Source organism: Pseudomonas sp. TH15, from assembly GCF_016651105.1.
Taxonomy (GTDB): domain Bacteria; phylum Pseudomonadota; class Gammaproteobacteria; order Pseudomonadales; family Pseudomonadaceae; genus Aquipseudomonas.
The window spans coordinates 340,001-363,224 of record NZ_JAEKEL010000001.1 but is presented as its reverse complement, the minus strand read 5'-3'; the positions used below and the strand labels follow the sequence as shown (position 1 = coordinate 363,224).

The following is a 23,224-nucleotide window of genomic DNA, read 5'->3' as shown; positions in this document are numbered from 1 at the left end:
CGATAAGAGGCTGCGCACATGAGTCTTTCCTCTTTCAAAATTGCCCACAAACTGATCACCGGCGCCGGTGCCATCGAGCAACTGGCGGCCGAGCTGACACGCCTTGATGTCGACAACCCACTGATCGTCACCGACGCCGCCCTGGTCAAGTCCGGTACGGTAGAGCTGGCGTTGGCGCATCTCGGCGACCGGACCTACGAGATTTTCGACCGCGTACTGCCCGACCCGGAAATCGCCATCGTCGAAGACTGCATGCGTGTCTACCGCGAAGGCGGGCATGACGGGCTGATCGGCCTGGGCGGCGGCAGTGCCATCGACATTGCCAAAAGCGTGGCGGCCTACGCCGGTTACCACGGCGCGCTGGAAGATCTGTTCGGCGTCGACCAGGTGCCGCGCAAAGGCCCGCCGCTGATCGCCATTCCGACCACCGCCGGCACCGGCTCCGAAGTCACCAACGTGGCGATCCTTTCCGACAAGGTCGCGCAGTTGAAGAAAGGCATCGTCAGCGACTATCTATTGCCGGACGTGGCATTGGTCAGCCCGCAAATGACCCTGACCTGCCCGCGCAGTGTCACCGCCGCCAGTGGCGTCGATGCGCTGGTGCACGCTATCGAATCCTATCTGTCGCTCAATGCCTCGGCGATCACCGACGCGCTGGCGATTGGTGCCATCAAGCTGATTACCCAGGCGTTGCCCAAGGCCTATGCCAACCCGGCCAACCTGCAAGCCCGCGAAGACATGGCCACCGCCAGCCTGATGGCCGGCATGGCGTTCGGCAATGCCGGGGTCGGTGCGGTGCATGCGTTGGCGTATCCGCTGGGCGGGCGCTACAACATTGCCCACGGCGTCAGCAACGCCTTGCTGCTGCCGTACGTCATGACCTGGAACAAAATGGCCTGTGTCGAGCGCATGCAGGATATTGCCGAGGCCATGGGGGTCAAGACCGCTCACCTGAGTGCCACCGATGCGGCGGATAAAGCCGTGGAAGCGATGACTGCATTGTGTGCGGCGGTAGAGATCCCACGGGGCCTGCGCAGCTTCGGCGTGCCCGAGGATGCGATCCCGGCGATGGCCGTGGAAGCGGCGGGAATCGAGCGCCTGATGCGCAACAATCCGCGTAAATTGAGCGCCGTCGATATCGAAAAGATCTACCGGGCGGCGTATTAGAGCCTGCGGACAATGCCGATTGAAGGCAGGCCCAATCATCGCGGTCACAGTGCGCGCGTCAAAGCATGAGGTATACAATGCGCGCCATCGTGATTCTGCTCAGATAAGGTGCGTCATGCAGCCCTTCGTAATTGCTCCGTCGATTCTCTCCGCCGACTTCGCCCGCCTGGGTGAAGAAGTGGACAACGTCCTGGCCGCTGGCGCCGACTTCGTGCACTTCGATGTCATGGACAACCATTACGTGCCCAACCTGACCATCGGCCCGATGGTCTGCGCGGCATTGCGCAAGTACGGCGTGACCGCGCCGATCGACGCACATTTGATGGTCAGCCCGGTGGATCGCATCGTTGGCGACTTCATCGAGGCCGGCGCGACCTACATCACCTTCCACCCGGAAGCCACGCAACACGTTGACCGTTCGCTGCAACTGATCCGCGAGGGCGGCTGCAAGGCCGGCCTGGTGTTCAACCCGGCAACCCCGCTAAGCGTGCTTGAGTACGTGATGGACAAGGTCGACATGATCTTGCTGATGAGCGTCAACCCAGGCTTCGGTGGGCAGAAGTTTATTCCCGGCACCCTCGACAAACTTCGTCAGGCCCGTGCGCTGATCGATGCGTCCGGCCGTGACATTCGCCTGGAAATCGACGGTGGGGTGAACGTGAACAATATTCGCGAAATCGCCGCCGCTGGCGCCGACACCTTCGTGGCCGGCTCGGCGATCTTCAATGCGCCGAACTACCAGGAAGTGATCGAGAAGATGCGCGCCGAACTGGCGCTGGCTCGCCCATGAGTGGCTTTGAGCAGCTGTTCCCGGGGCGTCTGCCGCGGCTGGTGATGTTCGATCTGGATGGCACGCTGATCGATTCGGTCCCCGACCTCGCGGTTGCCGTGGATAACATGCTGCTCAAAATGGGTCGCCAACCCGCCGGCCTCGAGTCGGTGCGCGAGTGGGTCGGCAACGGCGCGCCGGTGCTGGTGCGCCGCGCGCTGGCCGGTGGCATCGACCATTCGACGGTCGATGACGGTGAGGCTGAGGGCGCGCTGGCGATTTTCATGGAGGCTTATAGCGAGAGCCATGAACTGACCGTGGTTTATCCCGGCGTGCGCGACACCCTGAAGTGGCTGCACAAACAGGGCGTCGAGATGGCGCTGATTACCAACAAGCCGGAGCGCTTTGTCGCGCCGCTGCTGGATCAGATGAAGATTGGCCGCTACTTCAAGTGGATCATCGGCGGCGATACCCTGCCGCAGAAGAAGCCCGATCCGGCTGCGCTGTTTTTCGTGATGAAAATGGCCAACATCCCGGCGTCGCAATCGTTGTTTGTCGGCGATTCGCGTAGCGATGTGCTGGCGGCGAAAGCGGCCGGGGTCAAGTGCGTGGCGCTGAGTTATGGCTACAACCATGGCCGGCCGATTGCCGAAGAGTCGCCGGCGCTGGTGATCGACGATCTGCGCAAGCTAATTCCCGGTTGCCTGGATCTGGCGGCTGAGATAACGTTGCCCGACGCTGTTCAACCCCCTTCTGGAAACGCCATCGTGGTGGTCACTCGCAAACTCTGGATGAAAGTCATCAAGGCCCTGGCCCGCTGGCGTTGGCGCGCCTGACTTGTTCCTGGCCGGCATACCGGCGCGTTTGCATACCTGACTGTTAGACCCTCAAGCCACGAGGCTACCCCATGATCCGCGAAGAATTCCTGCGTTTGGCCGCTGCCGGCTACAACCGTATCCCGATGGCCTGCGAAACCCTGGCCGACTTCGACACGCCGCTGTCGATCTACCTGAAACTGGCCGACGAGCCGAACTCCTACCTGCTGGAATCGGTGCAGGGCGGCGAGAAGTGGGGCCGTTACTCGATCATCGGCCTGCCGTGCCGCACCGTGTTGCGGGTTCACGATCACCACATCAGCGTGACCCACGACGGCGTCGAGATCGAAAGTCACGAAGCCGAAGATCCATTGGCCTTCGTCGAAGAATTCAAAGCCCGCTACAACGTGCCGACCATCCCTGGCTTGCCGCGCTTTAATGGCGGTTTGGTGGGTTACTTCGGTTATGACTGCGTGCGCTATGTGGAGAAGCGTCTGGGCAAATGCCCGAACCCGGATCCGCTGGGCGTGCCGGACATTCTGCTGATGGTTTCCGACGCGGTGGTGGTGTTCGACAACCTCGCCGGCAAGATGCACGCAATCGTTCTGGCCGATCCGTCGCAAGAGGATGCCTTCGAACAAGGTCATGTGCGTCTGGAAGCGTTGCTGGAAAAACTCCGCCAGCCGATCACCCCGCGCCGTGGCCTGGATTTCAGCAAGCAGCAATCGGCTGACCCAGTGTTCCGTTCGAGTTTCACCCAGGACGATTACGAAAAAGCCGTCGATACCATCAAGGAATACATCCTGGCCGGTGACTGCATGCAGGTCGTGCCGTCCCAGCGCATGTCCATCGACTTCAAGGCTGCGCCGATCGATTTGTATCGGGCGCTGCGTTGCTTCAACCCGACGCCTTATATGTACTTCTTCAACTTCGGCGACTTCCATGTCGTCGGCAGTTCGCCGGAAGTGCTGGTGCGGGTCGAAGACAACCTGATCACCGTGCGCCCGATTGCCGGCACCCGCCCACGCGGGGCCAACGAAGAGGCGGATCTGGCGCTGGAAAAAGACCTGCTGTCGGATGACAAGGAAATCGCCGAGCACTTGATGCTGATCGACCTTGGCCGCAACGACACCGGTCGGGTCTCGGAAATCGGATCGGTGAAACTCACCGAGAAGATGGTCATCGAGCGTTATTCCAACGTGATGCACATCGTGTCCAACGTCACCGGGCAATTGAAGGCCGGGCTGACGGCGATGGATGCTCTGCGGGCGATTCTGCCGGCGGGCACTTTGTCTGGGGCTCCTAAGATCCGTGCGATGGAAATCATCGACGAACTGGAACCGGTCAAGCGTGGCGTCTACGGCGGTGCGGTCGGTTACTTCGCCTGGAACGGCAACATGGACACCGCGATTGCGATCCGTACCGCGGTGATCAAGGACGGCGAGCTGCACGTGCAGGCCGGTGGCGGCATCGTTGCCGACTCGGTGCCGGCGCTGGAATGGGAAGAAACCCTGAACAAGCGCCGCGCGATGTTCCGCGCCGTAGCCCTGGCCGAACAAACCCCGGACTAATTCCCTATCCCCTGTGGGAGCGAGCCTTTGTGGCGAGGGGGTTTGCCCCCGTTCGACTGCGCAGCAGTCGTAAAACCATTGCATACGGTTTGTCTGATACACCGAGGTGTTTTGTTTAGGGGCCGCTTCGCGCCCCAACGGGGATAAATCCCCTCGCCACAGGCAATGCCCATCACTACAGAAAAGCCGCGCCATGTTCCGCGCCGTAGCCCTGGCCGAACAAACCCCGGACTGATCCCCTATCCCCAGTATGAGGGGGCTTTTGTGGCGAGGGGGCTTGCCCCCGTTCGGCTGCGCAGCAGTCGTAAAACCATTGCATGCGGTCTGTCTGATAAACCGAGGTGACTGGTTTTGGGGCCGCTTCGCGACCCAACGGGGGCAAGCCCCCTCGCCACAGGCAATGCCCATCACTACAGAAAAGCCGCGTCATGTTCCGCGCCGTAGCCCTGGCCGAACAAACCCCGGACTGATCCCCTATCCCCAGTGTGAGAGGGCTTTTGTGGCGAGGGGATTTATCCCCGTTCGACTGCGCAGCCGTCGTAAAACCATTGCATACGGTCTGCCTGATACACCGAGGTGTTTGGTTTAGGGGCCGCTTCACGCCCCAGCGGGGATAAATCCCCTCGCCACTGGCAATGTCCTTCACTACAGAAAATGTGATGCATAAAAAAAGCGGCGCCTGTGAGGGCGCCGCTTTTTTATAACTTGCAACAGCCCTGCAGGAGTTGCCGCGGGCTGCGATCTTTTGCTCTAAACGCTTAAAAGTCCAACACCACCCCAACATTGACGCCCTGCTGGGTAAAGTCATCATCCCTGCGGATGTTGTAGCTGGCACGCAGTGCCAGTTCCTTGGTGAGGTTGTGGCTCACGCCCAGGTTCAGGCGGTTCAGGTTGGTCTGCGGGGTGTAGCCGGCCAAGGTGTATTGGTTGTTCGGCAGGCTGTTGAGATTCATGGTCACGTCCTGAGCATCGTCGTTGTACTCGCGCTCGTGGGCCAGTTCGCCAAACACCTGGGTTTGCGGCGTGATCTGATACTTGCCCTGGATACCCAGACCAAGACGCCGGGAGTTGCGCGACTGGTCATCGAACGTCAGCGCGGTGGAGTCGGCGCCATTTTCCGAGTAACCGTTGACCTCTACCTTGGAGAAGTCGGCGCTCACGAACGGCGACAAATGCCACGGGCTGGTGGCTTCTGGCGCGATGTCGTAACCCAGGCGACCGCTGATACCAAGTACATAACCGTCGGTATCGCCTTTCTCCCCGCGTTCGTTGACCCCCAACTGGAATTTGCGTTTGAGGCTGTCGTAGTCCAGATGCCCGGCAGTCATGGCTACGTCACCCCACCAGCGATTCTGCTGATACTGGGCAAACGCCGTACCCATATAAGTGTTCAGCTTGTAGTCCGAGTCGTTACTGCCTGCTTCGAGTTTCTGGTTGTAGAAACCGGCCGCGAGGCCAACTCGCCACGCTTCGTTGAGCCGGTAGCTGCCACCGACGTTCAGGTTGTAACCATTGCCGTCAGCACTGGCGCCGCCGCTGCGCTGGCTGTCGAAGTCTTGATGTTGTCCGCCGGCAGAGACAATCGCCCGCCATTGGCCAACGTCTTGCCAGTTCTCCCAGTCGGCCAGCCATTGGTTGCGCAATTCATCCTGATGCGCGCGCAGGGTGCCTTGGGCCATTTCCGGCAGCAGACTTGCTTCCCAAGGTGCGGACAGCAGGGAGTAGGCGTAATCGGCAATCAGGCGCTGCCCGGCTTCGGTTGGGTGAACCGAGTCGTTGTAGATCAGCTTGGTCGGGTCTGGGGTCGCACTGTTGATGCCGTATCGGGCATTCGCAGTGCAACCGTCGCCGCTGAAGCAAGTGGCGCTCAGGTTCTGGTCGGTGGCCAGGCCGAATTGCGCCGGATTGGCAAACGTCTCTTTGAGCAGGACCGGAATGTTCAGCGGGATGATGTTGGCATTGACCGTCTGCAGTTGGCTCACCAGTTCAGTGTTGAACTGGGCGCTGAGCTGGGACGTGAACGCTTGCAGTGGCGAACCGTTGAAAGCCGGGGTAAAGCCGATATCCGGCAGCAACCAGACCATGATGTAGCGGGCGCCGGCCTGTTGCAGGGTTTGCACGCTGCTGACCAGGCGATCGGCGGCGGCGCTGGCCTGGGGCAGGCTGGTCACGCGCCCCTGAAGGAAGTCATTACCACCGCCCGAGAGGTAATACAGCGCATTCGGGTCGGCGCGGAAGTTGTTCGACGGCAGATAGCCCGCGCGGGTACGTTCGCCGGTGGCGGAGGTACTCGTGATCGAATCGAGAATCTGGTCGGTTCGGTAGCCGCCCACAGCCCAGTTGTTGCCATCGGGCAGGCCTTCACCGGCGCGTACTGCCGAGGAAGAGGACGCTGTCTGGTCCGGTGTGAACCCAAGCTTGCCGCCCAGGATCTGCGTGGCGTTGAACGAGCGGACTTCGCCGCTACCGTCGGTGTAGATCGGGCCAGTGCGGTTAGTGAAGCGCTCGGTGGCCCCGGCAGGCCCGCCAGTGTCGGCAAAGGTCCCGGCATCGTTGAGGCTGTCGCCAAAGACGATGAAATTCGAGTAAGGGGTCGGTGCCGCGTTAGCCTGGGCGCAGGCCAGGGCGAGCAGGCAACTGGTGAGCGGTACAAACAACGTCTGTTTGATCATGAGCAAGTCCGTTTTATTTATTGTTGTAGAGAACGAAACGACAGTACCAAAAACTCCCGGCCTTTTGCCATCCGTCGCGACCCCTTCGATTGTTTTACAAGCCTTGGCGTGCGCCATATTGCACGCTCTGCCCAGCTAAGTTACTGTGCCAAGACGTATGAATGAGACCTTTCCCGTGTTGATCATCAGCAAACTCCTGGATCAAGTCATCAAGGCACACGCCCGCTGGCGTTGGCGCGCCTGAATTCTTTTGCCGGCCCTGCCGGACCTGTACCGCTTCGCCTTCTTTACCTGTATGAAATGCCGCTTTGCTGGCGCCACTCCAGCACCTGACAAAGCGCAGCACACTGCGGGTAATCATTCGAAGGCTGTCTTAAAAGTCAGTGAATTCAAGAGGTTCCCCACGTCATGTTGCTGATGATCGATAACTACGACTCTTTTACCTACAACGTTGTGCAGTACCTTGGTGAGCTCGGCTCCCAGGTCAAAGTCGTGCGCAACGATGAACTCACCATTGCCGAAATCGAAGCCCTCAACCCAGAGCGCATCGTCGTGTCCCCCGGTCCTTGCACCCCGACCGAGGCCGGCATTTCCATCGAAGCGATCAAACACTTCGCCGGCAAGCTGCCAATCCTCGGCGTTTGCCTCGGCCATCAATCCATCGGTCAAGCCTTTGGCGGTGATGTGGTGCGCGCCCGTCAAGTGATGCACGGTAAGACTAGCCCGGTATTCCACGAGGACAAGGGCGTATTCGAAGGTCTGAATCATCCCCTGACGGTGACGCGCTACCACTCGTTGATTGTTAAACGCGAAACTCTGCCCGATTGTCTCGAATTGACCGCCTGGACCCAGCTTGAAGACGGCTCGGTCGACGAGATCATGGGCCTGCGCCACAAGACGCTGAACATCGAGGGGGTGCAATTTCACCCTGAGTCGATCCTCACCGAGCAGGGCCACGAGCTGTTCGCCAACTTTCTCAAACAAACCGGCGGCACGCGCTAAGGACTTTTCATGAATATCAAGACAGCCCTGAGCCGTATCGTCGATCACCTCGACCTCAGCACCGATGAAATGCGCGATGTGATGCGCGAAATCATGACCGGGCAATGCACGGATGCGCAGATCGGCGCGTTCATGATGGCCATGCGCATGAAGAGCGAAAGCATCGACGAGATCGTCGGCGCGGTGTCCGTCATGCGTGAGCTGGCAGACAAGGTCGAACTCAAGACCCTCGACGGCGTCGTCGATGTGGTCGGCACCGGCGGTGACGGTGCGAATATCTTCAACGTCTCGACCGCGTCTTCCTTCGTGGTCGCGGCGGCCGGTTGTACCGTTGCCAAGCACGGTAACCGTGCGGTCTCGGGCAAGAGCGGCAGCGCCGATCTGCTGGAGGCGGCCGGGATCTACCTGAACCTGACGCCGGTCCAGGTCGCGCGCTGCATCGATAACGTCGGCATCGGTTTCATGTTTGCCCAGACCCACCACAGTGCCATGAAGTATGCCGCCGGCCCGCGCAAGGATCTTGGCCTGCGTACTCTGTTCAACATGCTCGGCCCGCTTACGAATCCGGCCGGCGTGAAACATCAGGTGGTGGGGGTGTTCAACCAGGCGTTGTGCCGGCCATTGGCTGAAGTTTTGCAACGTCTGGGCAGCAAGCACGTGTTGGTCGTGCACTCCAAAGATGGCCTGGACGAATTCAGCCTCGCGGCGCCGACCTTTGTGGCGGAGCTGAAGAACGACCAGATCACCGAGTATTGGGTCGAGCCGGAAGATTTGGGCATGAAGAGCCAGAGCCTGCACGGTCTGTCGGTCGACAGCCCGGCGGCTTCGCTGGAACTGATTCGCGATGCCTTGGGCAAACGCAAGACCGAGAACGGCCAAAAAGCCGCCGAAATGATTGTGCTCAATGCTGGTGCCGCGCTGTATGCCGCAGACCATGCAACAAGTTTGAAAGAGGGCGTTGCCCTGGCGCACGACGCGCTGCACACCGGCCTTGCTCGGGAGAAACTCGAGGAGTTGGGTGCGTTTACCGCGGTATTTCGAGTGGAGAATGAGGGATGAGTGTACCGACGGTTCTGGAGAACATTCTGGCCCGCAAAGTCCAGGAAGTTGCCGAGCGTAGCGCCCGTGTCAGCCTGGCCGAGTTGGAAAACCTGGCCAAGGCCGCTGATGCACCCCGTGGTTTTGCCAAGGCACTGATCGCCCAGGCCAAGCTCAAGCAGCCGGCGGTGATTGCTGAAATCAAGAAAGCATCGCCGAGCAAAGGCGTGATTCGCGAGAACTTCGTTCCCGCCGACATCGCCAAGAGCTACGAGAAGGGCGGCGCCACATGCCTATCGGTGCTCACCGATATCGATTTCTTCCAGGGTGCCGATGCGTATCTGCAACAGGCTCGCGCCGCGTGCAAGCTGCCGGTGATCCGCAAGGACTTCATGATCGATCCGTACCAGATCGTTGAAGCCCGTGCCTTGGGCGCGGACTGCGTGCTGTTGATCGTCTCCGCTCTGGACGACGTGAAAATGGCCGAGCTGGCGGCCGTGGCCAAAAGCGTTGGCCTCGATGTGCTGGTTGAAGTTCACGATGGCGACGAGCTGGAGCGGGCCTTGAAAACCCTCGACACGCCGCTGGTGGGCGTGAACAACCGTAACCTGCATACCTTTGAAGTCAGCCTGGAAAACACCCTCGACTTGTTGCCGCGCATTCCGCGTGATCGCCTGGTGATTACCGAGAGCGGCATTTTCAACCGGGCCGATGTCGAGCTGATGGAAATCAGCGATGTGTACGCGTTCCTGGTTGGTGAAGCCTTCATGCGCGCCGAAAGCCCTGGCACCGAACTGCAGCGTTTGTTCTTCCCTGAACGTGGTTCTGCGGTGAGCGGTTCGACTCTCGACTGAAAAAAGCATCGCGAGCAAGCTCGCTCCCACAGGAAATCTGCCAGCACTGGAGATCCACTGTGGGAGCGGACTTGCTCGCGATGGCGGCATAAGACTCACCACAGACTTAACGTCCTACGGAATTCCTTATGACCCTGATTACCTCCCTGACGACCGAAGCCGGCCTGCTCGCCGAGCAGGATCTGCTGGCCCATGTCTGCACCGGTGATTCGGAATTCGGTCTGCTGTTCTGGCAACCCAGTGACCGTGCTCTCGTCATGCCGCGGCGTTTGAATCGCCTGCCAGGATTTGAAGCTGCCTGTGAAGTATCGGCCGCCGCCGGCTGGCCCGTCCTGCTGCGCGAAACCGGCGGTGAACCGGTCCCGCAGTCGGCCTCAACCATCAACATCGCACTGGTCTATGCCCCCCCCCGAAGTGAGGGCGACCAGAGCCGAATCGAAACCGCCTATCGCCGACTCTGCGATCCGATTTGCCAGTTGCTGGATGAGCTGGGCGGCGTATCGTCGTTGGGCGAAGTCGAAGGCGCATTCTGCGATGGCCGTTTCAACGTCAACCTCGACGGTCGCAAGATGGTTGGCACCGCCCAGCGTTGGCGCCAGAGCAAGGGTGGCCAGCGTCCGGTAGGGTTGGTGCACGGGGCGTTGCTGCTGGATAACGAACGGGACTCGATGGTCGCGGCGGTCAACCGCTTCAATGAGGCGTGCGGCCTCGAGCAGCGGGTTCGCGCCGAAAGCCACATGGCCTTGCATGAAAAGTTTGCCGCGCCGAATGCACTGGAACGCCTCGACACGCTCTACCGCCAAATGCTGGCCGGGATGTTCGAGGCTTAACGCGTGCCGAAGACCACCATGGTCTTGCCTTTGACATCCACCAGGTTGCGTTCCTCAAGATCCTTGAGCACGCGGCCAACCATCTCTCGGGAACACCCGACAATCCGCCCGATTTCCTGACGGGTTACTTTGATCTGCATTCCGTCCGGGTGGGTCATGGCATCCGGCTGCTTGCACAGTTCCAGCAAGCAGCGAGCGACGCGACCGGTCACATCAAAGAAGGCCAGGTCGCCGACTTTGCGCGTGGTATTGCGCAGGCGCTGTGCGATTTGTCCGCTGAGCACGTAAAGAATGTCTGGATCTTGTTGGGATAACTCGCGGAATTTCGCGTAGCTGATTTCCGCGACTTCGCATTCGATTTTGGCGCGTACCCAGGCACTGCGTTCCTGTTCCAGGCCGGCCTGTTCGAACAACCCCAGCTCGCCGAAGAAGTCCCCGGCGTTCAGGTAGGAGATGATCATCTCGCGGCCGTCGTCGTCCTCGATCAGGATCGTGACCGAGCCCTTGATGATGAAGAACAGTGTTTCAGAACGATCGCCGGCACAGATGATATTGCTCTTGGCCGCATAACGACGGCGCTGGCAATGCATCAACAGCTTGTCGAGGTTCTTGATCTTGGGTGTGGGGGTAATAGCAACCATGGTTGTATCCCGAAAAGACTGCACGGTGTCTTGGTTTTTTTGTAGGAGCGAGTAAAGCCTGCGATTTTTTCATTCGCTTTATAGCTGGCCATGCGCCAGCGAATTGGCGCCAGCTTAACAGACACATTCCCTCAAGATTTGAGAATTTACCTACGCAGTTGGTACACGCGTCCTAGGACCGCGAAACGCTGTCATTCCAGGCCCCTGTGCTAAGCTGGCGACCCTTTTTTAGACAGTGGAGTCTTGGCGATGAAGGCACGCATCCAATGGGCTGGCGAAGCCATGTTCCTCGGTGAGTCCGGCAGCGGTCATGTCGTGGTCATGGACGGTCCGCCGGAAGCCGGCGGCCGTAACCTGGGTGTACGCCCAATGGAAATGCTCCTGCTGGGCGTCGGCGGTTGCAGCAATTTCGATGTGGTCAGCATCCTCAAGAAGTCCCGCCAGGCCGTCGAGAGCTGCGAAGCGTTCCTTGAAGCCGAGCGCGCGACTGAGGATCCGAAGGTCTTCACCAAGATCCATATGCACTTTGTGGTCAAGGGCCGAGGCTTGAAAGAAGCCCAGGTTAAACGCGCCATCGAACTGTCTGCCGAGAAGTATTGCTCGGCTTCGATCATGCTCGGCGCGGCTGGCGTGGCCATTACCCACGATTACGAAATCATCGAACTCGGTTGATTCGACATTCAACTATCATAAAAGCGGTGCAGACTCTGGCGATCCATAGCTGACGTCTGCATAATGCGCCACTTTTTTCAGGGTCGTGGCCCGTCACCCGACAGGCCGCACACCCGAACAGACAACCAAAATCGCCATCGCGAAGAGGTGTTAACCGTCCTACGCAGGTGCGTTGTTCGCATTTGACGGGCATGCTTGATCACGCGGCCTGGGCCGCAATACATAGAGAGTTTTTAACGGTGAAAAGCAAACTCAAGCTCCACGGGTTCAATAACCTGACAAAGACCTTGAGCTTCAACATCTATGACATCTGCTACGCGGAAACCCCGCAAGACCAACAGGCTTACGTCGAGTACATCAATGAAGAGTACAACGCGAAGCGCCTGACGCAGATCCTCACAGAAGTTGTCGATATCATTGGTGCCAACATCCTGAACATCGCCAGTCAGGACTACGACCCACAGGGCGCCAGCGTCACGATTCTGATCTCTGAAGAGCCGGTAACCCCGACCGACAGCCAGATCGAAGAGTCCCCGGGCCCGTTGCCCGAGATTATCCTGGCCCACCTCGACAAGAGCCACATCACGGTGCACACCTACCCGGAAATCCATCCGGTGGACGGTATTGCAACCTTCCGTGTGGACATTGACGTGTCGACCTGTGGCGTCATTTCACCGCTTAAAGCGCTCAACTTCCTGATTCACCAGTTCGATTCGGACATCGTGACCGTGGATTATCGCGTGCGCGGGTTCACTCGTGACGTTGAAGGCAAAAAGCACTTCATCGACCACGAAATCAACTCGATCCAGAATTACCTCTCCGAAGACACCCGCGACAGTTACCAGATGACTGACGTGAACGTGTATCAGGAAAACCTGTTCCACACCAAAATGCTGTTGAAGAACTTCGAACTGGATAACTACCTGTTCGGCGACGCGACCAACAGTCTGTCCTCTGAGCAACGTGCCCAGGTGACTGATCGTGTGAAACACGAAATGCTGGAAATCTTCTACGCGCGCAACATGCCGAGCTAAGATTTTCGGGTACAAAAAAGGCGACTACTTAGCGGTAGTCGCCTTTTTTATTGCGGTCTGCTCGATAAACCGTGCGAAGAGGTCCTATCAGGCAACCGAGCTATCAGATCCGATAAGTACTCTTGGTCATCACCTTGGCCAAAAGACTCATCCCGAACTTCACCGGCGCCGGGAATCGAAAACCACCAGCCTCCAGCGCGCTTTCGGCGTGATGTTCTTCATCAATCCGCATTTGCTCAAGAATCGCTCGAGACTTTTCGTCTTCGGCCGGCAGTTGCTCAAGATGCTCGTTCAAGTGTTTACAGACCTGATGCTCTGTAGCGGCCACAAATCCCAGACTGACCTTGTCGCTGATCAACCCGGCGACGGCGCCAATCCCGAACGACATGCCATAAAACAGTGGGTTCAGAATGCTGGTGTGACTACCCAACTGATGAATGCGTTGTTCGCACCAGACCAGGTGATCGATTTCTTCTTCGGCGGCATGTTCCATGGCGGCGCGCACTTTCGGCAGCTTGGCGGTCAGTGCCTGACCCTGATACAGCGCCTGGGCGCAGACTTCGCCGGTATGGTTGATGCGCATCAGACCGGCGACATGCCGGGTGTCTTCATCGCTCATTTGCGCTTCAGGCTGCACGATAGCCGGCGACGGACGGTACGGCTGGCCACTGAAAGGCAGCAGGGTACGCATCGCGGCATCGGCTTGCAGCAGAAGACGGTCGATTGGCGAGTAGTGACGTTGGGTAGTCATGCTGACCTCCGGGAAGAATCTCGGCGGCCAGTTTAACCGAATCGGCCGGGGAAGGTTTGCGCTGGGTCATTTGCAACCAATCCTGTAGGAGCAAGGCTTGCCCGCGAAGAACGATAACGCGGTCTGTCTGAATGAACCGCGTCGCCCTTTTCGCGGGCAAGCCTCGCTCCTACAGAGGCAGAGTGGTGAATCAACCCGGCGGCCAGTGCATCTGGCGCTGACCCAGTACATGCATATGAATGTGATAGACGGTCTGCCCACCCTGTTCATTGCAGTTCATGACCACGCGGAACCCTTCTTCGCAGCCCAGTTCCAGCGCCAGGCGTTGGGCGGTGAACAGAATATGCCCGGCCAGCACCTTGTCGTCCTCGGTCAAGTCGTTGAGGGTGCGCACCGGCTTCTTCGGGATGACCAGAAAATGCACCGGGGCCTGTGGGGCGATGTCGTGGAAGGCCAGTACCTGGTCGTCCTCGTAGATGATCTTCGCCGGGATTTCCCGGTTGATGATCTTGGTGAACAGAGTATCCACAGCTGTTTTCTCCGTTGTTTGGGCTGACCTGAGTGTACCCATGGGGTAGACCGGAGCCCAGCCATTTACCTTTAAGGGGATTCAGCGCGGGCAATAGGCCTTGTTGACCATGCCGGCGATGGTCCGGGTCAGCCATCGCGAGCCTAATCGCGGCAGGAAAGCAAACCAGCGATTAATTCGACCCGGAATAATGATGGCGCGATTTTTTTCCAGGGCTCGTACGGTGTACAGCGCGACCTCCTCGGGACTCATGAGCAGTTTGCTTTGCGCCAGTTTTCCGGTGTCCAGTTGCGCGGTGTGGAAGAACGCGGTGCGGGTCGGGCCAGGGCAGAGCACTGAAACCTTGACTGCGCATTTCTTCAGCTCAACGCGTAAGCCTTCGGAAAAATGCAGGACATAAGCCTTGCTCGCGTAATAAGTGCTCATCCAGGGGCCGGGATGGAACGCCGCCACCGAGGCCACATTCAAAATCTGCCCGCCGCCCTGCAAGGCCATGCTGTTTCCGATGGCGTGGCACAAGCGAGTGAGCGCCAGGATGTTTACCTCGATCAAGTCTTGCTCGGTCATCCAGTCCTGGGCCAGGAAGGGGCCGCACGTGCCGATGCCGGCGCAGTTGACCAACAAGTCTATCTGGCGGTCGCCTTCTTCCAGTTCCAGTAGAAACCCGGACAGCCTTAACGGCTCACCCAGATCACAGGCACGGAATAACACCTCAACGCCAAAACGTTGGGTCAGTTCAATCGCAATGCTTTCCAGCTGATCACGCTGTCGGGCCACCAGAATCAGGCTGCGGCCACGGCGGGCCAGCGCTTCGGCCATCGCCAGGCCGATGCCGCTGGATGCGCCGGTGATCAGAGCGTAACGGGTCATGCAGTTCTCCATCGCAACAGCTCCGCGCCGGCGACGCAGGTGTCACGGGCGGGGAGCGCTGTTCATTCTTTCGCAGAGTCTACAGGGGCCGGGGCTTCTTCGGCTGCCTCGTCGGCGGAATTCGCCGCCGGCTCGACTTCGACCTCTACTTCATCGGTGTTCACCGAGCCGCTTTCATAGCTGCTTTCCAGACTGCTTTCGTATTCCTGCTGGACGGCCGAGAAGCCGCCGAGAATTCCGCCAGCGAAGATCAGCGCGAAGAATACGATCCACAGTGAGCAGAGCACCTTGACCGCCGTGCTGTTTGGCGGAGGAGGCGGGCCATATTGGTTGGCGCCGGTATTGCCTGGCACAACCATGATCACGAAGGGGAAGAAGCTGCCCACGAACGGGACGAGGTTCAGCAACCACAGCCAGCCCGACCAGCCGATATCGTGCAAGCGTTGAACGCTGAACAGGATGCTGACAATGAAAAAGCCGAGGAACAGGAAGAAGGCAAGTATGCCGCCAATGATCAGGCCTGTGGTCGAGTCACCGCTGACCAGCCCCAAAGCGATCAGGGCAAAGATGCCGATAATCGGCAACGTCACCAGACTGAGCACCATCGTCCAGGCGAGATAGCGCAAGCGGCCGATGCGGCCTTCGACGCTGAACGGCTTGAGCGTGGCAAACGCCGGCAGACTTTCGCCGACAGCGGCTCGGGGCGGTGCGTAAGGGGATTGCGGTTCGGTGGGGGCAGGGGTGTGGTCGTGGACGTCTGACAGGTTGAGTTCGATGGTTGTTTCGGGTTCTAGCCGGGCGTCGATGCCGGTTTTGCTCAGCGCCTGCAGATAAGCCTGTGCATCGCTATGGGGCAGGTCGCGTTTGAGCGCGACGGTGCGACCATTGAACAGCCGTTCGACGGCAGCCACTTCACTTTTATATAGCTCGGCGAGATTGAGCTTGGCGGTGGTGACATCAACACCAGGCAGCAGAGCGCCGTCGAAAACGATCTTGAAACGGTTGTCGCTCATTGCGAGGCATCCTTGTCGCGAGGATTTGAGTTAGAAAATATTGCAGGTATCGAGTGTAAAGCCAGCCGGGTGGGGCTGGCTAAATTTTCAGCTCAGCGCGGCCAGCGTTTCGGCAGCTGTGCCGCCAGTTCCAGCGCCTTGCGGTATTCCGCATCCAGCCGTGCGACCAATTCATCGACACTCGGCAAGTCATCGATTTCCCCAACGCCCTGACCGGCAGACCACACGGTTTTCCAGGCTTTGGCTTCATCACTTATAGGCTTGAGCTTGGAGCCGAAGTTTACTTCTCCCTTGCCTTGCAGGGCTGCCGTGTCGAAACCGGCAGCTTCAAGGCTCTGGCGCATGAAGCTTGCCGGAACCCCCGACACCGCTGGAGTATGGACGATGTCCGCCGCTCTGGATGTCAGCAACATCTGCTTGTAGGCGTCAGGTGCATGACTTTCAGTGGTGCCGATAAATCGCGTACCGAAGTAGGCTAAATCCGCACCGAGCAATTGCGCGGCGAGAATCTCGTGACCGTGGTTCAGGCAACCCGCCAACAGCAGGGTCTTGTCGAAGAACTGACGGATCTCGGCGATTAACGAAAACGGGCTCCAGGTCCCGGCGTGGCCACCCGCGCCGGCGGCCACGGCGATCAAACCATCGACGCCGGCCTCAGCGGCTTTTTCTGCGTGGCGACGAGTCGTCACGTCGTGAAATACCAGGCCGCCATAGCTGTGGACCGCGTCCACCAGCTCTTTCACGGCGCCGAGGCTGGTGATCACGATCGGCACTTTGTGTTCGATGCAGATCTCCAGATCCGCTTGCAGCCGTGGATTGCTGTTGTGGACGATCAGGTTCACCGCGTAAGGCGCCGGGTTCTCCAGTGTCGCCAAGCCTGCTTCGATCTCTTCCAGCCAGGCCTTGAAGCCGCTGCTCTCGCGTTGGTTCAGAGCCGGGAAGCTGCCCACTACGCCGTTTCGGCAGCAGGCCAGCACCAACTGGGGATTGGAAATCAGAAACATCGGCGCTGCCACCACGGGCAGACGCAAACGTTGTTCGAGCAGAGCGGGCAGCGACATTGGAAGTACCCCGGTAAATGGTGACTTATTGGATTTAGAACGGCCGAACGACGACCAGAATTACGATAGCCAGCAATATCAGAACCGGCACTTCATTGAACCAGCGATAAAAGACATGGCTGCGGGTGTTTTCGCCACGGGCAAAACGTTTTACCTGTGCGCCACACATGTGGTGGTAGCCGATCAGGATCACCACCAGCGTCAACTTGGCGTGAATCCACGCGCCTTGGCTGAATATGCTTGGGTTTAGGGCGATCAGCGCGATGCCGAAGACCAGGGTGGCGATCATCGCCGGGCCCATGATGCCGCGGTACAGCTTGCGCTCCATGACGCTGAAGCGTTCCTTGCTGACGGTGTCTTCGCTTTGCGCGTGATAGACGAACAGTCGCGGCAGGTAGAACAGGCCGGCAAACCAGCAGACCATGCTGACGATGTGAAGCGCTTTGAGCCACAGATAAAGCATTTTTAGTTATTCCCAGGTTCACGGTAGCCCGAATAGTAGAGGCTTGTGCCGCCGCACGTCACCTTGACGGTTGTCGCAGGGCCGCGCGGCCCCTATTATCGACGGCTTTCCAGTGGGTTCGTTGAGGGCAGGTTTATGGTCAAGGTCGGTATCGTCGGCGGCACGGGTTACACCGGTGTCGAACTGCTGCGTTTGTTGGCACAGCATCCGCAGGCTGAAGTGGTTGTCATCACTTCCCGATCCGAGGCCGGTCTGGCCGTGGCTGATATGTATCCGAACCTGCGAGGCCACTACGACGGCCTGGCGTTCAGCGTTCCGGACATCAAGACCCTGGGCGCCTGCGACGTGGTGTTCTTTGCTACGCCCCACGGGGTTGCCCATGCTTTGGCCGGTGAACTGCTGGCGGCCGGGACCAAGGTCATCGACCTGTCGGCGGACTTCCGTCTGCAAGACGCTGATGAGTGGGCCAAATGGTATGGCCAGCCGCACGGTGCGCCAGAGTTGCTGGAAGAAGCGGTTTACGGTCTGCCGGAAGTCAATCGCGAGCAGATCAAGCAAGCGCGCCTGATCGCTGTGCCGGGTTGCTACCCAACCGCCACGCAACTGGGTTTCCTGCCGTTGCTCGAAGCAGGTCTGGCGGATACTTCCCGTCTGATCGCTGACTGCAAATCCGGTGTCAGCGGTGCCGGTCGTGGCGCGGCGGTAGGTTCGCTGTACTCCGAGACGTCGGAAAGCATGAAGGCTTATGCCGTCAAAGGTCACCGTCACCTGCCGGAAATTCGCCAGGGCCTGCGTCGCGCATCGGGCAAGGACGTTGGTCTGACCTTCGTTCCGCACCTGATCCCGATGATTCGCGGCATTCACTCGACGCTGTACGCGAACGTCGTGGATCGTTCGGTGGATCTGCAGGCGCTGTTTGAAAAGCGTTACGCCAACGAACCGTTCGTCGATGTGATGCCGGCTGGCAGCCACCCGGAAACCCGTAGCGTGCGCGGTGCCAACGTTTGCCGTATCGCCGTGCATCGTCCACAGGACGGTGACCTGGTGGTGGTGTTGTCGGTGATCGATAACCTGGTCAAGGGGGCGTCGGGCCAGGCTGTGCAGAACCTGAACATTCTGTTCGGGTTGGATGAACGCTTGGGACTGTCCCACGCGGGCATGCTGCCGTAGGGCCTTATCCCGCCCAGCAAAAAGGCCCGTTAAGCGGGCCTTTTTGCATTTCGGACTGGCGATCGGGTTTATTGATATACCGTAACAATAGTTGACCAATTTTCTAGGAGAAGCGGATAATGCCCGTCATCACGCATTATGGCGGCGTAACGCCGGGAGATAGTCAGCATGAGCGTCGAATCCTTCACCCCCACGGCTTTGCAATTCACCCACGGTGCCGCGCACAAGGTGAAGAGCCTGGTCGATGAAGAGGGGAATGATCGCTTGAAGCTGCGCGTATTCGTTACGGGCGGTGGTTGTTCAGGTTTTCAGTACGGCTTCACCTTCGATGAAGAAGTGGCCGATGACGACACCATCGTCGAGCGCGAAGGTGTGAGTCTGGTCGTCGATCCGATGAGCTTCCAATACTTGGCAGGTGCCGAGGTGGATTATCAGGAAGGTCTGGAAGGTTCGCGTTTCGTGATCAAGAATCCGAACGCCAGCACGACCTGTGGCTGCGGTTCTTCGTTCTCGATCTGATCGCGCTTCACCGTATTACAAAGCGCCGCAGGGCTTCACAGTCCTGCGGCGTTTTGCTGTCTGGTCTTTAAGCTGGGTAGATGGCGCCGAGTATGCGCAACCCGCGGGCACCGGTGACGCTTGGGCGGTTGGCGGCGATGCCTTCAAGGCAGCAATGGGCCATCCAGGCAAAGGCCATGGCTTCAACCCAGTCCGGGTCGACACCGTAAGCCGCGGTGCTACGGACCTTGGCGCTCGGTAGCAGACTCGCCAAGCGGGCCATCAGCGTGGCGTTGTGCGCGCCGCCTCCGCAGATCAGCAGTTCCTGGGTGTCCGTTTGAGCACTTTGCAGCGACTCGGTGATGGTCAAAGCTGTCAGTTCGAGCAGGGTCGCCTGCACATCTTCGGCAGCGAAGGTGGGCAAGTGCGACAGGTGCTGCGTCAGCCAAGGCAGGTTAAACACTTCGCGGCCGGTGCTCTTGGGGCCCTTGGTCACGAAGAATGGATCGCTGAGTAGCTCGTTCAGCAGCGTCGGCTCAACCTTGCCGCTGGCCGCCCATTGGCCGTCGCGATCGAAATTATCGCCCCGTTGTTGGTGAATCCAGGCGTCCAGCAGGACATTCCCCGGGCCGCAATCGAAACCGGCGACAGGTTTGCCAGGTTCAATCAGGCTGAGGTTGCTGAAGCCACCGACGTTCAGTACTGCACGGTTGCCTGGTTGAGTCTCAAACAAGGCTTCGTGGAAGGCGGGAACCAGTGGCGCGCCCTGGCCGCCGGCGGCAACGTCGCGGCTGCGGAAATCGCTGACCACGGTGATGCCGGTCAGCTCGGTCAGCAGCGCCGGGTTGCCGATTTGTACGGTAAACCCGCGTGCAGGCTCGTGGCGAATGGTCTGGCCGTGGCTGCCAATCGCCCGAATGTCGTGGGGTTTGAGTTGCTGCTGATCAAGGAGCGTGTGGATACCCTGTGCGGCCAGTTTCACCCAGTTCTGCTGGGCGATGGCGGAGCGGGCAATCTCGTCCGGACCGCTGGCGCACAAGCCAAGCAGCTCGGCGCGCAGGGATTCAGGCATGGGAATGTAGTGCGTGGCGATCAGCTTGATCGCCGGGGCTTGCTCGATCAGCGCAATGTCCAGGCCATCGAGGCTGGTCCCGGACATCACACCTATATAGAGCGCCATGGCTTAGCGCTTGCTCGAGGCCAGCAAGGTGGCCTTCTCTTGTTCCATCCGCGCCATCAACGGCTGACTTTGTGCCAGGAAACGTGCGCGCTCGGCTTTGGCAATCGGATCAGCCATTGGTAGCTTCTGGCCCAGTGGGTCGACATGCACGCCGTTGACCTGAAACTCATAGTGCAAGTGCGGGCCAGTGGACAGGCCAGTGGTGCCAATGTAACCAATCACCTGGCCTTGCTTGACGTTGCCGCCAGTTTGCACACCTTTGGCGAAGCCCTGCATGTGGCCGTACAGCGTACGGTAGGTGTTGCCGTGCTGGATGATGATCGTGTTGCCGTAGCCGCCACGACGACCGGCCAAAAGCACTTTGCCGTCACCGGTCGCTTTGATCGGTGTACCGCGTGGTGCGGCGTAATCAACGCCTTTGTGGGCGCGGATCTTGTTCAGAATCGGGTGTTTGCGGCCCATGGAGAATTTCGAGCTGATGCGGGCGAAATCTACCGGGGTGCGGATGAATGCCTTGCGCATGCTGTTGCCATCAGCTGTGTAATAGCTGCTGTTGCCTTGTTTGTTGGTGTAACGCACGGCGGTGTAGGTCTTGCCCCGGTTGGTGAAGCGTGCGGAGAGGATCGGACCATTGCCGACAGCCTTGCCGTTGACCACTTTCTGCTCATAGATCACGTCGAACTCGTCACCCTGGCGAATATCCTGGGCGAAGTCGACGTCGTAGCCAAACACGCTGGCCATGTCCATGGTCTGGCTGTGGGACAGACCGGCGCGAGCGGCGGACTGCGACAGAGAACTGTTGATCACGCCATGAACATAGGCGGAGCGCACGGTCGGTTTGGCGGTAATGCGGTTGAACACATAACCCTTGTCATTCTTGGTCAGGGTGATGCTTTCGAGGTCGCTGACTTTGCTGTGCAGGTTAGTCAGCTGGCCATCGGGACCCAGTTCGAATTCAAGTTTCTGGCCATGCTTTAGTTGGCTGAATTGCTTGGCCTGCTTGTCACTGGCCAGCACGTCATGCACTGAAGCGGCTGGAAGGCCGACCTTTGCAAACAGAGTCGAAAGGGTGTCACCTTTGCCAACAATCACTTCTTTGTGGCTGGGCGCCTTCTTCGGTTCGACCAGCGGCGCAGGGGCTGCCTGGGCGGTTTCCTTGGTGTCTTCGGCGCTGTCTTCGATCTGCGCGAAAGGGGAGGCTGCTGGCTCATTTGTGGCTTGGACGGCGTCAGCAGCGTCTTGATCTTGTGTCAGTTGTTCAGCAGGGCTTTCCAGTTCAAGGCTCAGGGTCGTCTTTTTGGCTTCAACATCACTGGAAGGGAATACCAGGAGCGCCAGGCTGAGAAGGGCGGCGATGCCACTTGCAGCAAGCAGGTGGGTCTTCGGGTAAAGCGGGGGCGCTTTAGACGGTTCTGTGGTCATAGGTAGTTTTTGACTTTGAAAAGATGAATTGGAAAAGATGAATGACATGATGAAGATGAAATAACTGTATAAAATATAACCAAATCATCTCTGAAGCAAGTCCGCGGACATTCTGTCCGTGGATTGGCGCCCGTGCGCCGGGCAAACCTTGTATTTGACGTGCGATCTTGTATGGTTGGTTCCCTTTGAATTCGAGCCTTGCGGGTCTGTTATGAAGTCGGTTGAAGAGCAGCTAGCGCTGATTAAACGTGGTGCGGAAGAACTGTTGGTCGAGTCCGAGCTGATCGAAAAGCTCAAGCGTGGCCAGCCGCTACGTATTAAGGCGGGCTTCGATCCGACTGCGCCGGATTTGCACCTGGGGCACACGGTGCTTATTAATAAGCTGCGCCAGTTCCAGGAGCTGGGGCATCAGGTCATCTTCCTTATAGGTGACTTCACCGGGATGATCGGTGATCCGAGTGGCAAGAGCGCTACTCGTCCTCCGCTGACGCGCGAGCAAGTCCTCGAAAATGCCGAGACCTACAAGACTCAGGTCTTCAAGATTCTGGATCCTGCCAAAACCGAGGTGGCGTTCAACTCCACCTGGATGGATCAGATGGCGCCGGCCGACTTCATTCGCCTGACCTCGCAGTACACTGTGGCTCGCATGCTCGAGCGCGACGATTTCGATAAGCGCTACACGACCAACCAGCCGATCGCTATTCATGAGTTCCTTTATCCGCTGGTTCAGGGGTATGACTCGGTTGCCTTGCGTGCGGATGTCGAGTTGGGAGGTACTGATCAAAAGTTCAACTTGCTGATGGGTCGTGAGCTGCAGCGTGGCTATGGTCAAGAGCCGCAGTGCATTCTGACCATGCCGTTGCTCGAGGGGCTGGATGGCGTGAAGAAGATGTCCAAGTCGTTGGGCAACTACGTCGGTATCCAGGAAGCGCCGGGCGTCATGTACAGCAAGCTGGTTTCCATTCCGGATGCGTTGATGTGGCGCTACTTTGAGTTGCTCAGCTTCCTTTCCATGGATGAGATCAATGCATTCCGTGCGGATGTCGAGGCGGGTGCCAATCCACGGGACATCAAGATCAAGCTGGCTGAAGAGATCGTTGCGCGTTTCCATGGAGAAGAGGCGGCGGCCAATGCTCACCGTGCTGCGGGTAACCGTATGAAGGAAGGCGAACTGCCGGATGATCTGCCAGAGATCGAATTGA

General features: G+C 58.9%; 23 protein-coding genes (1 of these 23 only partly in view). 13 read left to right on the top strand and 10 right to left on the bottom strand.

Going from position 1 to position 23,224, the window contains the following annotated elements; all coding sequences use genetic code 11:
* Positions 1-18: 18 nt before the first annotated feature.
* The 4 genes from JFT87_RS01760 (at position 19) to trpE (ending at position 4,322) form a co-directional block, all read left to right on the top strand.
* Complete coding sequence (locus tag JFT87_RS01760; protein ID WP_201198246.1) at positions 19-1,167, top strand: iron-containing alcohol dehydrogenase; 1,149 nt, start codon at positions 19-21, stop codon at positions 1,165-1,167.
* Positions 1,168-1,282: 115 nt separating this feature from the next.
* Entirely contained in the window at positions 1,283-1,957 is a 675-nt protein-coding gene (rpe, locus tag JFT87_RS01755; protein ID WP_123410522.1) for a ribulose-phosphate 3-epimerase, read from the top strand.
* Positions 1,954-2,772: a phosphoglycolate phosphatase gene (locus tag JFT87_RS01750; RefSeq protein WP_201198245.1), complete on the top strand. Its 819-nt coding sequence runs from the start codon at positions 1,954-1,956 to the stop codon at positions 2,770-2,772. The genes rpe and JFT87_RS01750 overlap by 4 nt, the downstream gene beginning before the upstream one ends.
* A gap of 71 nt (positions 2,773-2,843) precedes the next feature.
* Positions 2,844-4,322 carry an anthranilate synthase component I gene (gene trpE, locus JFT87_RS01745; protein ID WP_201198244.1) on the top strand — a complete coding sequence of 493 codons (1,479 nt, stop codon included), beginning with the start codon at positions 2,844-2,846 and terminating at the stop codon, positions 4,320-4,322.
* Positions 4,323-5,080: 758 nt separating this feature from the next.
* Here trpE and estP read toward each other — a convergent pair.
* A complete protein-coding gene (gene estP, locus JFT87_RS01740) occupies positions 5,081-6,994 on the bottom strand; it encodes an esterase EstP (protein ID WP_201198243.1) in 1,914 nt (637 codons plus the stop codon).
* A 408-nt stretch (positions 6,995-7,402) separates the two neighbouring features.
* Between estP and JFT87_RS01735 the strand changes: the two genes are divergently transcribed.
* From JFT87_RS01735 to JFT87_RS01720, 4 genes are all read left to right on the top strand, one after another.
* Positions 7,403-7,996, top strand: a complete 594-nt coding sequence (locus tag JFT87_RS01735) for an aminodeoxychorismate/anthranilate synthase component II (RefSeq protein ID WP_157713839.1) — start codon at positions 7,403-7,405, stop codon at positions 7,994-7,996.
* A 9-nt stretch (positions 7,997-8,005) separates the two neighbouring features.
* Positions 8,006-9,055 carry an anthranilate phosphoribosyltransferase gene (trpD, locus tag JFT87_RS01730; RefSeq protein ID WP_201198242.1) on the top strand — a complete coding sequence of 350 codons (1,050 nt, stop codon included), beginning with the start codon at positions 8,006-8,008 and terminating at the stop codon, positions 9,053-9,055.
* On the top strand, positions 9,052-9,888 hold the full coding sequence (trpC, locus tag JFT87_RS01725; RefSeq protein ID WP_201198241.1) for an indole-3-glycerol phosphate synthase TrpC: 837 nt from the start codon (positions 9,052-9,054) through the stop codon (positions 9,886-9,888). Before trpD ends, trpC begins: the two co-directional genes overlap by 4 nt.
* A 128-nt stretch (positions 9,889-10,016) precedes the next feature.
* Entirely contained in the window at positions 10,017-10,718 is a 702-nt protein-coding gene (locus JFT87_RS01720) for a lipoate--protein ligase family protein (protein ID WP_201198240.1), read from the top strand.
* Here JFT87_RS01720 and crp read toward each other — a convergent pair.
* Positions 10,715-11,359: a cAMP-activated global transcriptional regulator CRP gene (gene crp, locus JFT87_RS01715; RefSeq protein ID WP_201198239.1), complete on the bottom strand. Its 645-nt coding sequence runs from the start codon at positions 11,357-11,359 to the stop codon at positions 10,715-10,717. The two genes, JFT87_RS01720 and crp, sit on opposite strands and share 4 nt — an antisense overlap.
* A 249-nt stretch (positions 11,360-11,608) precedes the next feature.
* On the opposite strand from crp, the gene JFT87_RS01710 reads away from it, so the two are divergent.
* Positions 11,609-12,031, top strand: coding sequence for an OsmC family protein (locus JFT87_RS01710; RefSeq protein WP_003176451.1), 423 nt, complete (start codon positions 11,609-11,611; stop codon positions 12,029-12,031).
* A 239-nt stretch (positions 12,032-12,270) separates the two neighbouring features.
* On the top strand, positions 12,271-13,065 hold the full coding sequence (speD, locus tag JFT87_RS01705) for an adenosylmethionine decarboxylase (RefSeq protein WP_201189656.1): 795 nt from the start codon (positions 12,271-12,273) through the stop codon (positions 13,063-13,065).
* Positions 13,066-13,168: 103 nt separating this feature from the next.
* Here speD and coq7 read toward each other — a convergent pair whose 3' ends face one another.
* From coq7 to hemJ, 6 genes are all read right to left on the bottom strand, one after another.
* Positions 13,169-13,816: a 2-polyprenyl-3-methyl-6-methoxy-1,4-benzoquinone monooxygenase gene (coq7, locus tag JFT87_RS01700; protein ID WP_201198238.1), complete on the bottom strand. Its 648-nt coding sequence runs from the start codon at positions 13,814-13,816 to the stop codon at positions 13,169-13,171.
* Positions 13,817-14,006: 190 nt separating this feature from the next.
* Positions 14,007-14,345 (bottom strand): HIT domain-containing protein, encoded by a 339-nt coding sequence (locus tag JFT87_RS01695; RefSeq protein ID WP_201198237.1) that lies wholly within the window; start codon positions 14,343-14,345, stop codon positions 14,007-14,009.
* Between the two features lie 81 nt (positions 14,346-14,426).
* Positions 14,427-15,215, bottom strand: coding sequence for an SDR family NAD(P)-dependent oxidoreductase (locus JFT87_RS01690; protein WP_201198236.1), 789 nt, complete (start codon positions 15,213-15,215; stop codon positions 14,427-14,429).
* Between the two features lie 62 nt (positions 15,216-15,277).
* Entirely contained in the window at positions 15,278-16,228 is a 951-nt protein-coding gene (locus JFT87_RS01685) for a DUF805 domain-containing protein (RefSeq protein ID WP_201198235.1), read from the bottom strand.
* Positions 16,229-16,320: 92 nt separating this feature from the next.
* On the bottom strand, positions 16,321-17,289 hold the full coding sequence (locus JFT87_RS01680; protein WP_201198234.1) for an NAD(P)H-dependent flavin oxidoreductase: 969 nt from the start codon (positions 17,287-17,289) through the stop codon (positions 16,321-16,323).
* 34 nt (positions 17,290-17,323) lie between these two features.
* Positions 17,324-17,752, bottom strand: coding sequence for a protoporphyrinogen oxidase HemJ (hemJ, locus tag JFT87_RS01675; RefSeq protein WP_201189646.1), 429 nt, complete (start codon positions 17,750-17,752; stop codon positions 17,324-17,326).
* 135 nt (positions 17,753-17,887) lie between these two features.
* Here hemJ and argC point away from each other — a divergent pair, with 135 nt between their 5' ends.
* Entirely contained in the window at positions 17,888-18,922 is a 1,035-nt protein-coding gene (gene argC / locus JFT87_RS01670; RefSeq protein ID WP_201189644.1) for an N-acetyl-gamma-glutamyl-phosphate reductase, read from the top strand.
* 168 nt (positions 18,923-19,090) lie between these two features.
* A complete protein-coding gene (erpA, locus tag JFT87_RS01665) occupies positions 19,091-19,441 on the top strand; it encodes an iron-sulfur cluster insertion protein ErpA (protein ID WP_007947969.1) in 351 nt (116 codons plus the stop codon).
* 67 nt (positions 19,442-19,508) lie between these two features.
* On the opposite strand, the gene JFT87_RS01660 is transcribed toward erpA, so the two are convergent.
* Together JFT87_RS01660 and JFT87_RS01655 are read right to left on the bottom strand one after the other, a co-directional pair.
* Positions 19,509-20,600: an anhydro-N-acetylmuramic acid kinase gene (locus JFT87_RS01660; protein WP_201198233.1), complete on the bottom strand. Its 1,092-nt coding sequence runs from the start codon at positions 20,598-20,600 to the stop codon at positions 19,509-19,511.
* 3 nt (positions 20,601-20,603) lie between these two features.
* Entirely contained in the window at positions 20,604-22,022 is a 1,419-nt protein-coding gene (locus tag JFT87_RS01655; RefSeq protein WP_201198232.1) for a peptidoglycan DD-metalloendopeptidase family protein, read from the bottom strand.
* Positions 22,023-22,233: 211 nt separating this feature from the next.
* On the opposite strand from JFT87_RS01655, the gene tyrS reads away from it, so the two are divergent.
* A protein-coding gene (gene tyrS / locus JFT87_RS01650) for a tyrosine--tRNA ligase (protein WP_201198231.1) crosses the window boundary here: on the top strand, positions 22,234-23,224 show its 5' portion. It continues 209 nt past the right edge of the window; only the first 991 of its 1,200 coding nucleotides appear in the window; it begins with the start codon at positions 22,234-22,236; the stop codon falls past the right edge of the window.

Bases quoted from the DNA above. Each gene is read 5' to 3' on its own strand.
- hemJ (WP_201189646.1), bottom strand. From the start codon at position 17,752: ATGCTTTATCTGTGGCTCAAAGCGCTTCACATCGTCAGCATGGTCTGC.
- JFT87_RS01690 (WP_201198236.1), bottom strand. From the start codon at position 15,215: ATGACCCGTTACGCTCTGATCACCGGCGCATCCAGCGGCATCGGCCTG.
- JFT87_RS01720 (WP_201198240.1), top strand. From the start codon at position 10,017: ATGACCCTGATTACCTCCCTGACGACCGAAGCCGGCCTGCTCGCCGAG.
- trpD (WP_201198242.1), top strand. From the start codon at position 8,006: ATGAATATCAAGACAGCCCTGAGCCGTATCGTCGATCACCTCGACCTC.
- JFT87_RS01655 (WP_201198232.1), bottom strand. From the start codon at position 22,022: ATGACCACAGAACCGTCTAAAGCGCCCCCGCTTTACCCGAAGACCCAC.
- trpE (WP_201198244.1), top strand. From the start codon at position 2,844: ATGATCCGCGAAGAATTCCTGCGTTTGGCCGCTGCCGGCTACAACCGT.
- JFT87_RS01735 (WP_157713839.1), top strand. From the start codon at position 7,403: ATGTTGCTGATGATCGATAACTACGACTCTTTTACCTACAACGTTGTG.
- argC (WP_201189644.1), top strand. From the start codon at position 17,888: ATGGTCAAGGTCGGTATCGTCGGCGGCACGGGTTACACCGGTGTCGAA.
- rpe (WP_123410522.1), top strand. From the start codon at position 1,283: ATGCAGCCCTTCGTAATTGCTCCGTCGATTCTCTCCGCCGACTTCGCC.
- JFT87_RS01685 (WP_201198235.1), bottom strand. From the start codon at position 16,228: ATGAGCGACAACCGTTTCAAGATCGTTTTCGACGGCGCTCTGCTGCCT.
- coq7 (WP_201198238.1), bottom strand. From the start codon at position 13,816: ATGACTACCCAACGTCACTACTCGCCAATCGACCGTCTTCTGCTGCAA.
- crp (WP_201198239.1), bottom strand. From the start codon at position 11,359: ATGGTTGCTATTACCCCCACACCCAAGATCAAGAACCTCGACAAGCTG.
- JFT87_RS01760 (WP_201198246.1), top strand. From the start codon at position 19: ATGAGTCTTTCCTCTTTCAAAATTGCCCACAAACTGATCACCGGCGCC.
- JFT87_RS01680 (WP_201198234.1), bottom strand. From the start codon at position 17,289: ATGTCGCTGCCCGCTCTGCTCGAACAACGTTTGCGTCTGCCCGTGGTG.
- erpA (WP_007947969.1), top strand. From the start codon at position 19,091: ATGAGCGTCGAATCCTTCACCCCCACGGCTTTGCAATTCACCCACGGT.
- JFT87_RS01660 (WP_201198233.1), bottom strand. From the start codon at position 20,600: ATGGCGCTCTATATAGGTGTGATGTCCGGGACCAGCCTCGATGGCCTG.
- trpC (WP_201198241.1), top strand. From the start codon at position 9,052: ATGAGTGTACCGACGGTTCTGGAGAACATTCTGGCCCGCAAAGTCCAG.
- estP (WP_201198243.1), bottom strand. From the start codon at position 6,994: ATGATCAAACAGACGTTGTTTGTACCGCTCACCAGTTGCCTGCTCGCC.
- JFT87_RS01710 (WP_003176451.1), top strand. From the start codon at position 11,609: ATGAAGGCACGCATCCAATGGGCTGGCGAAGCCATGTTCCTCGGTGAG.
- JFT87_RS01750 (WP_201198245.1), top strand. From the start codon at position 1,954: ATGAGTGGCTTTGAGCAGCTGTTCCCGGGGCGTCTGCCGCGGCTGGTG.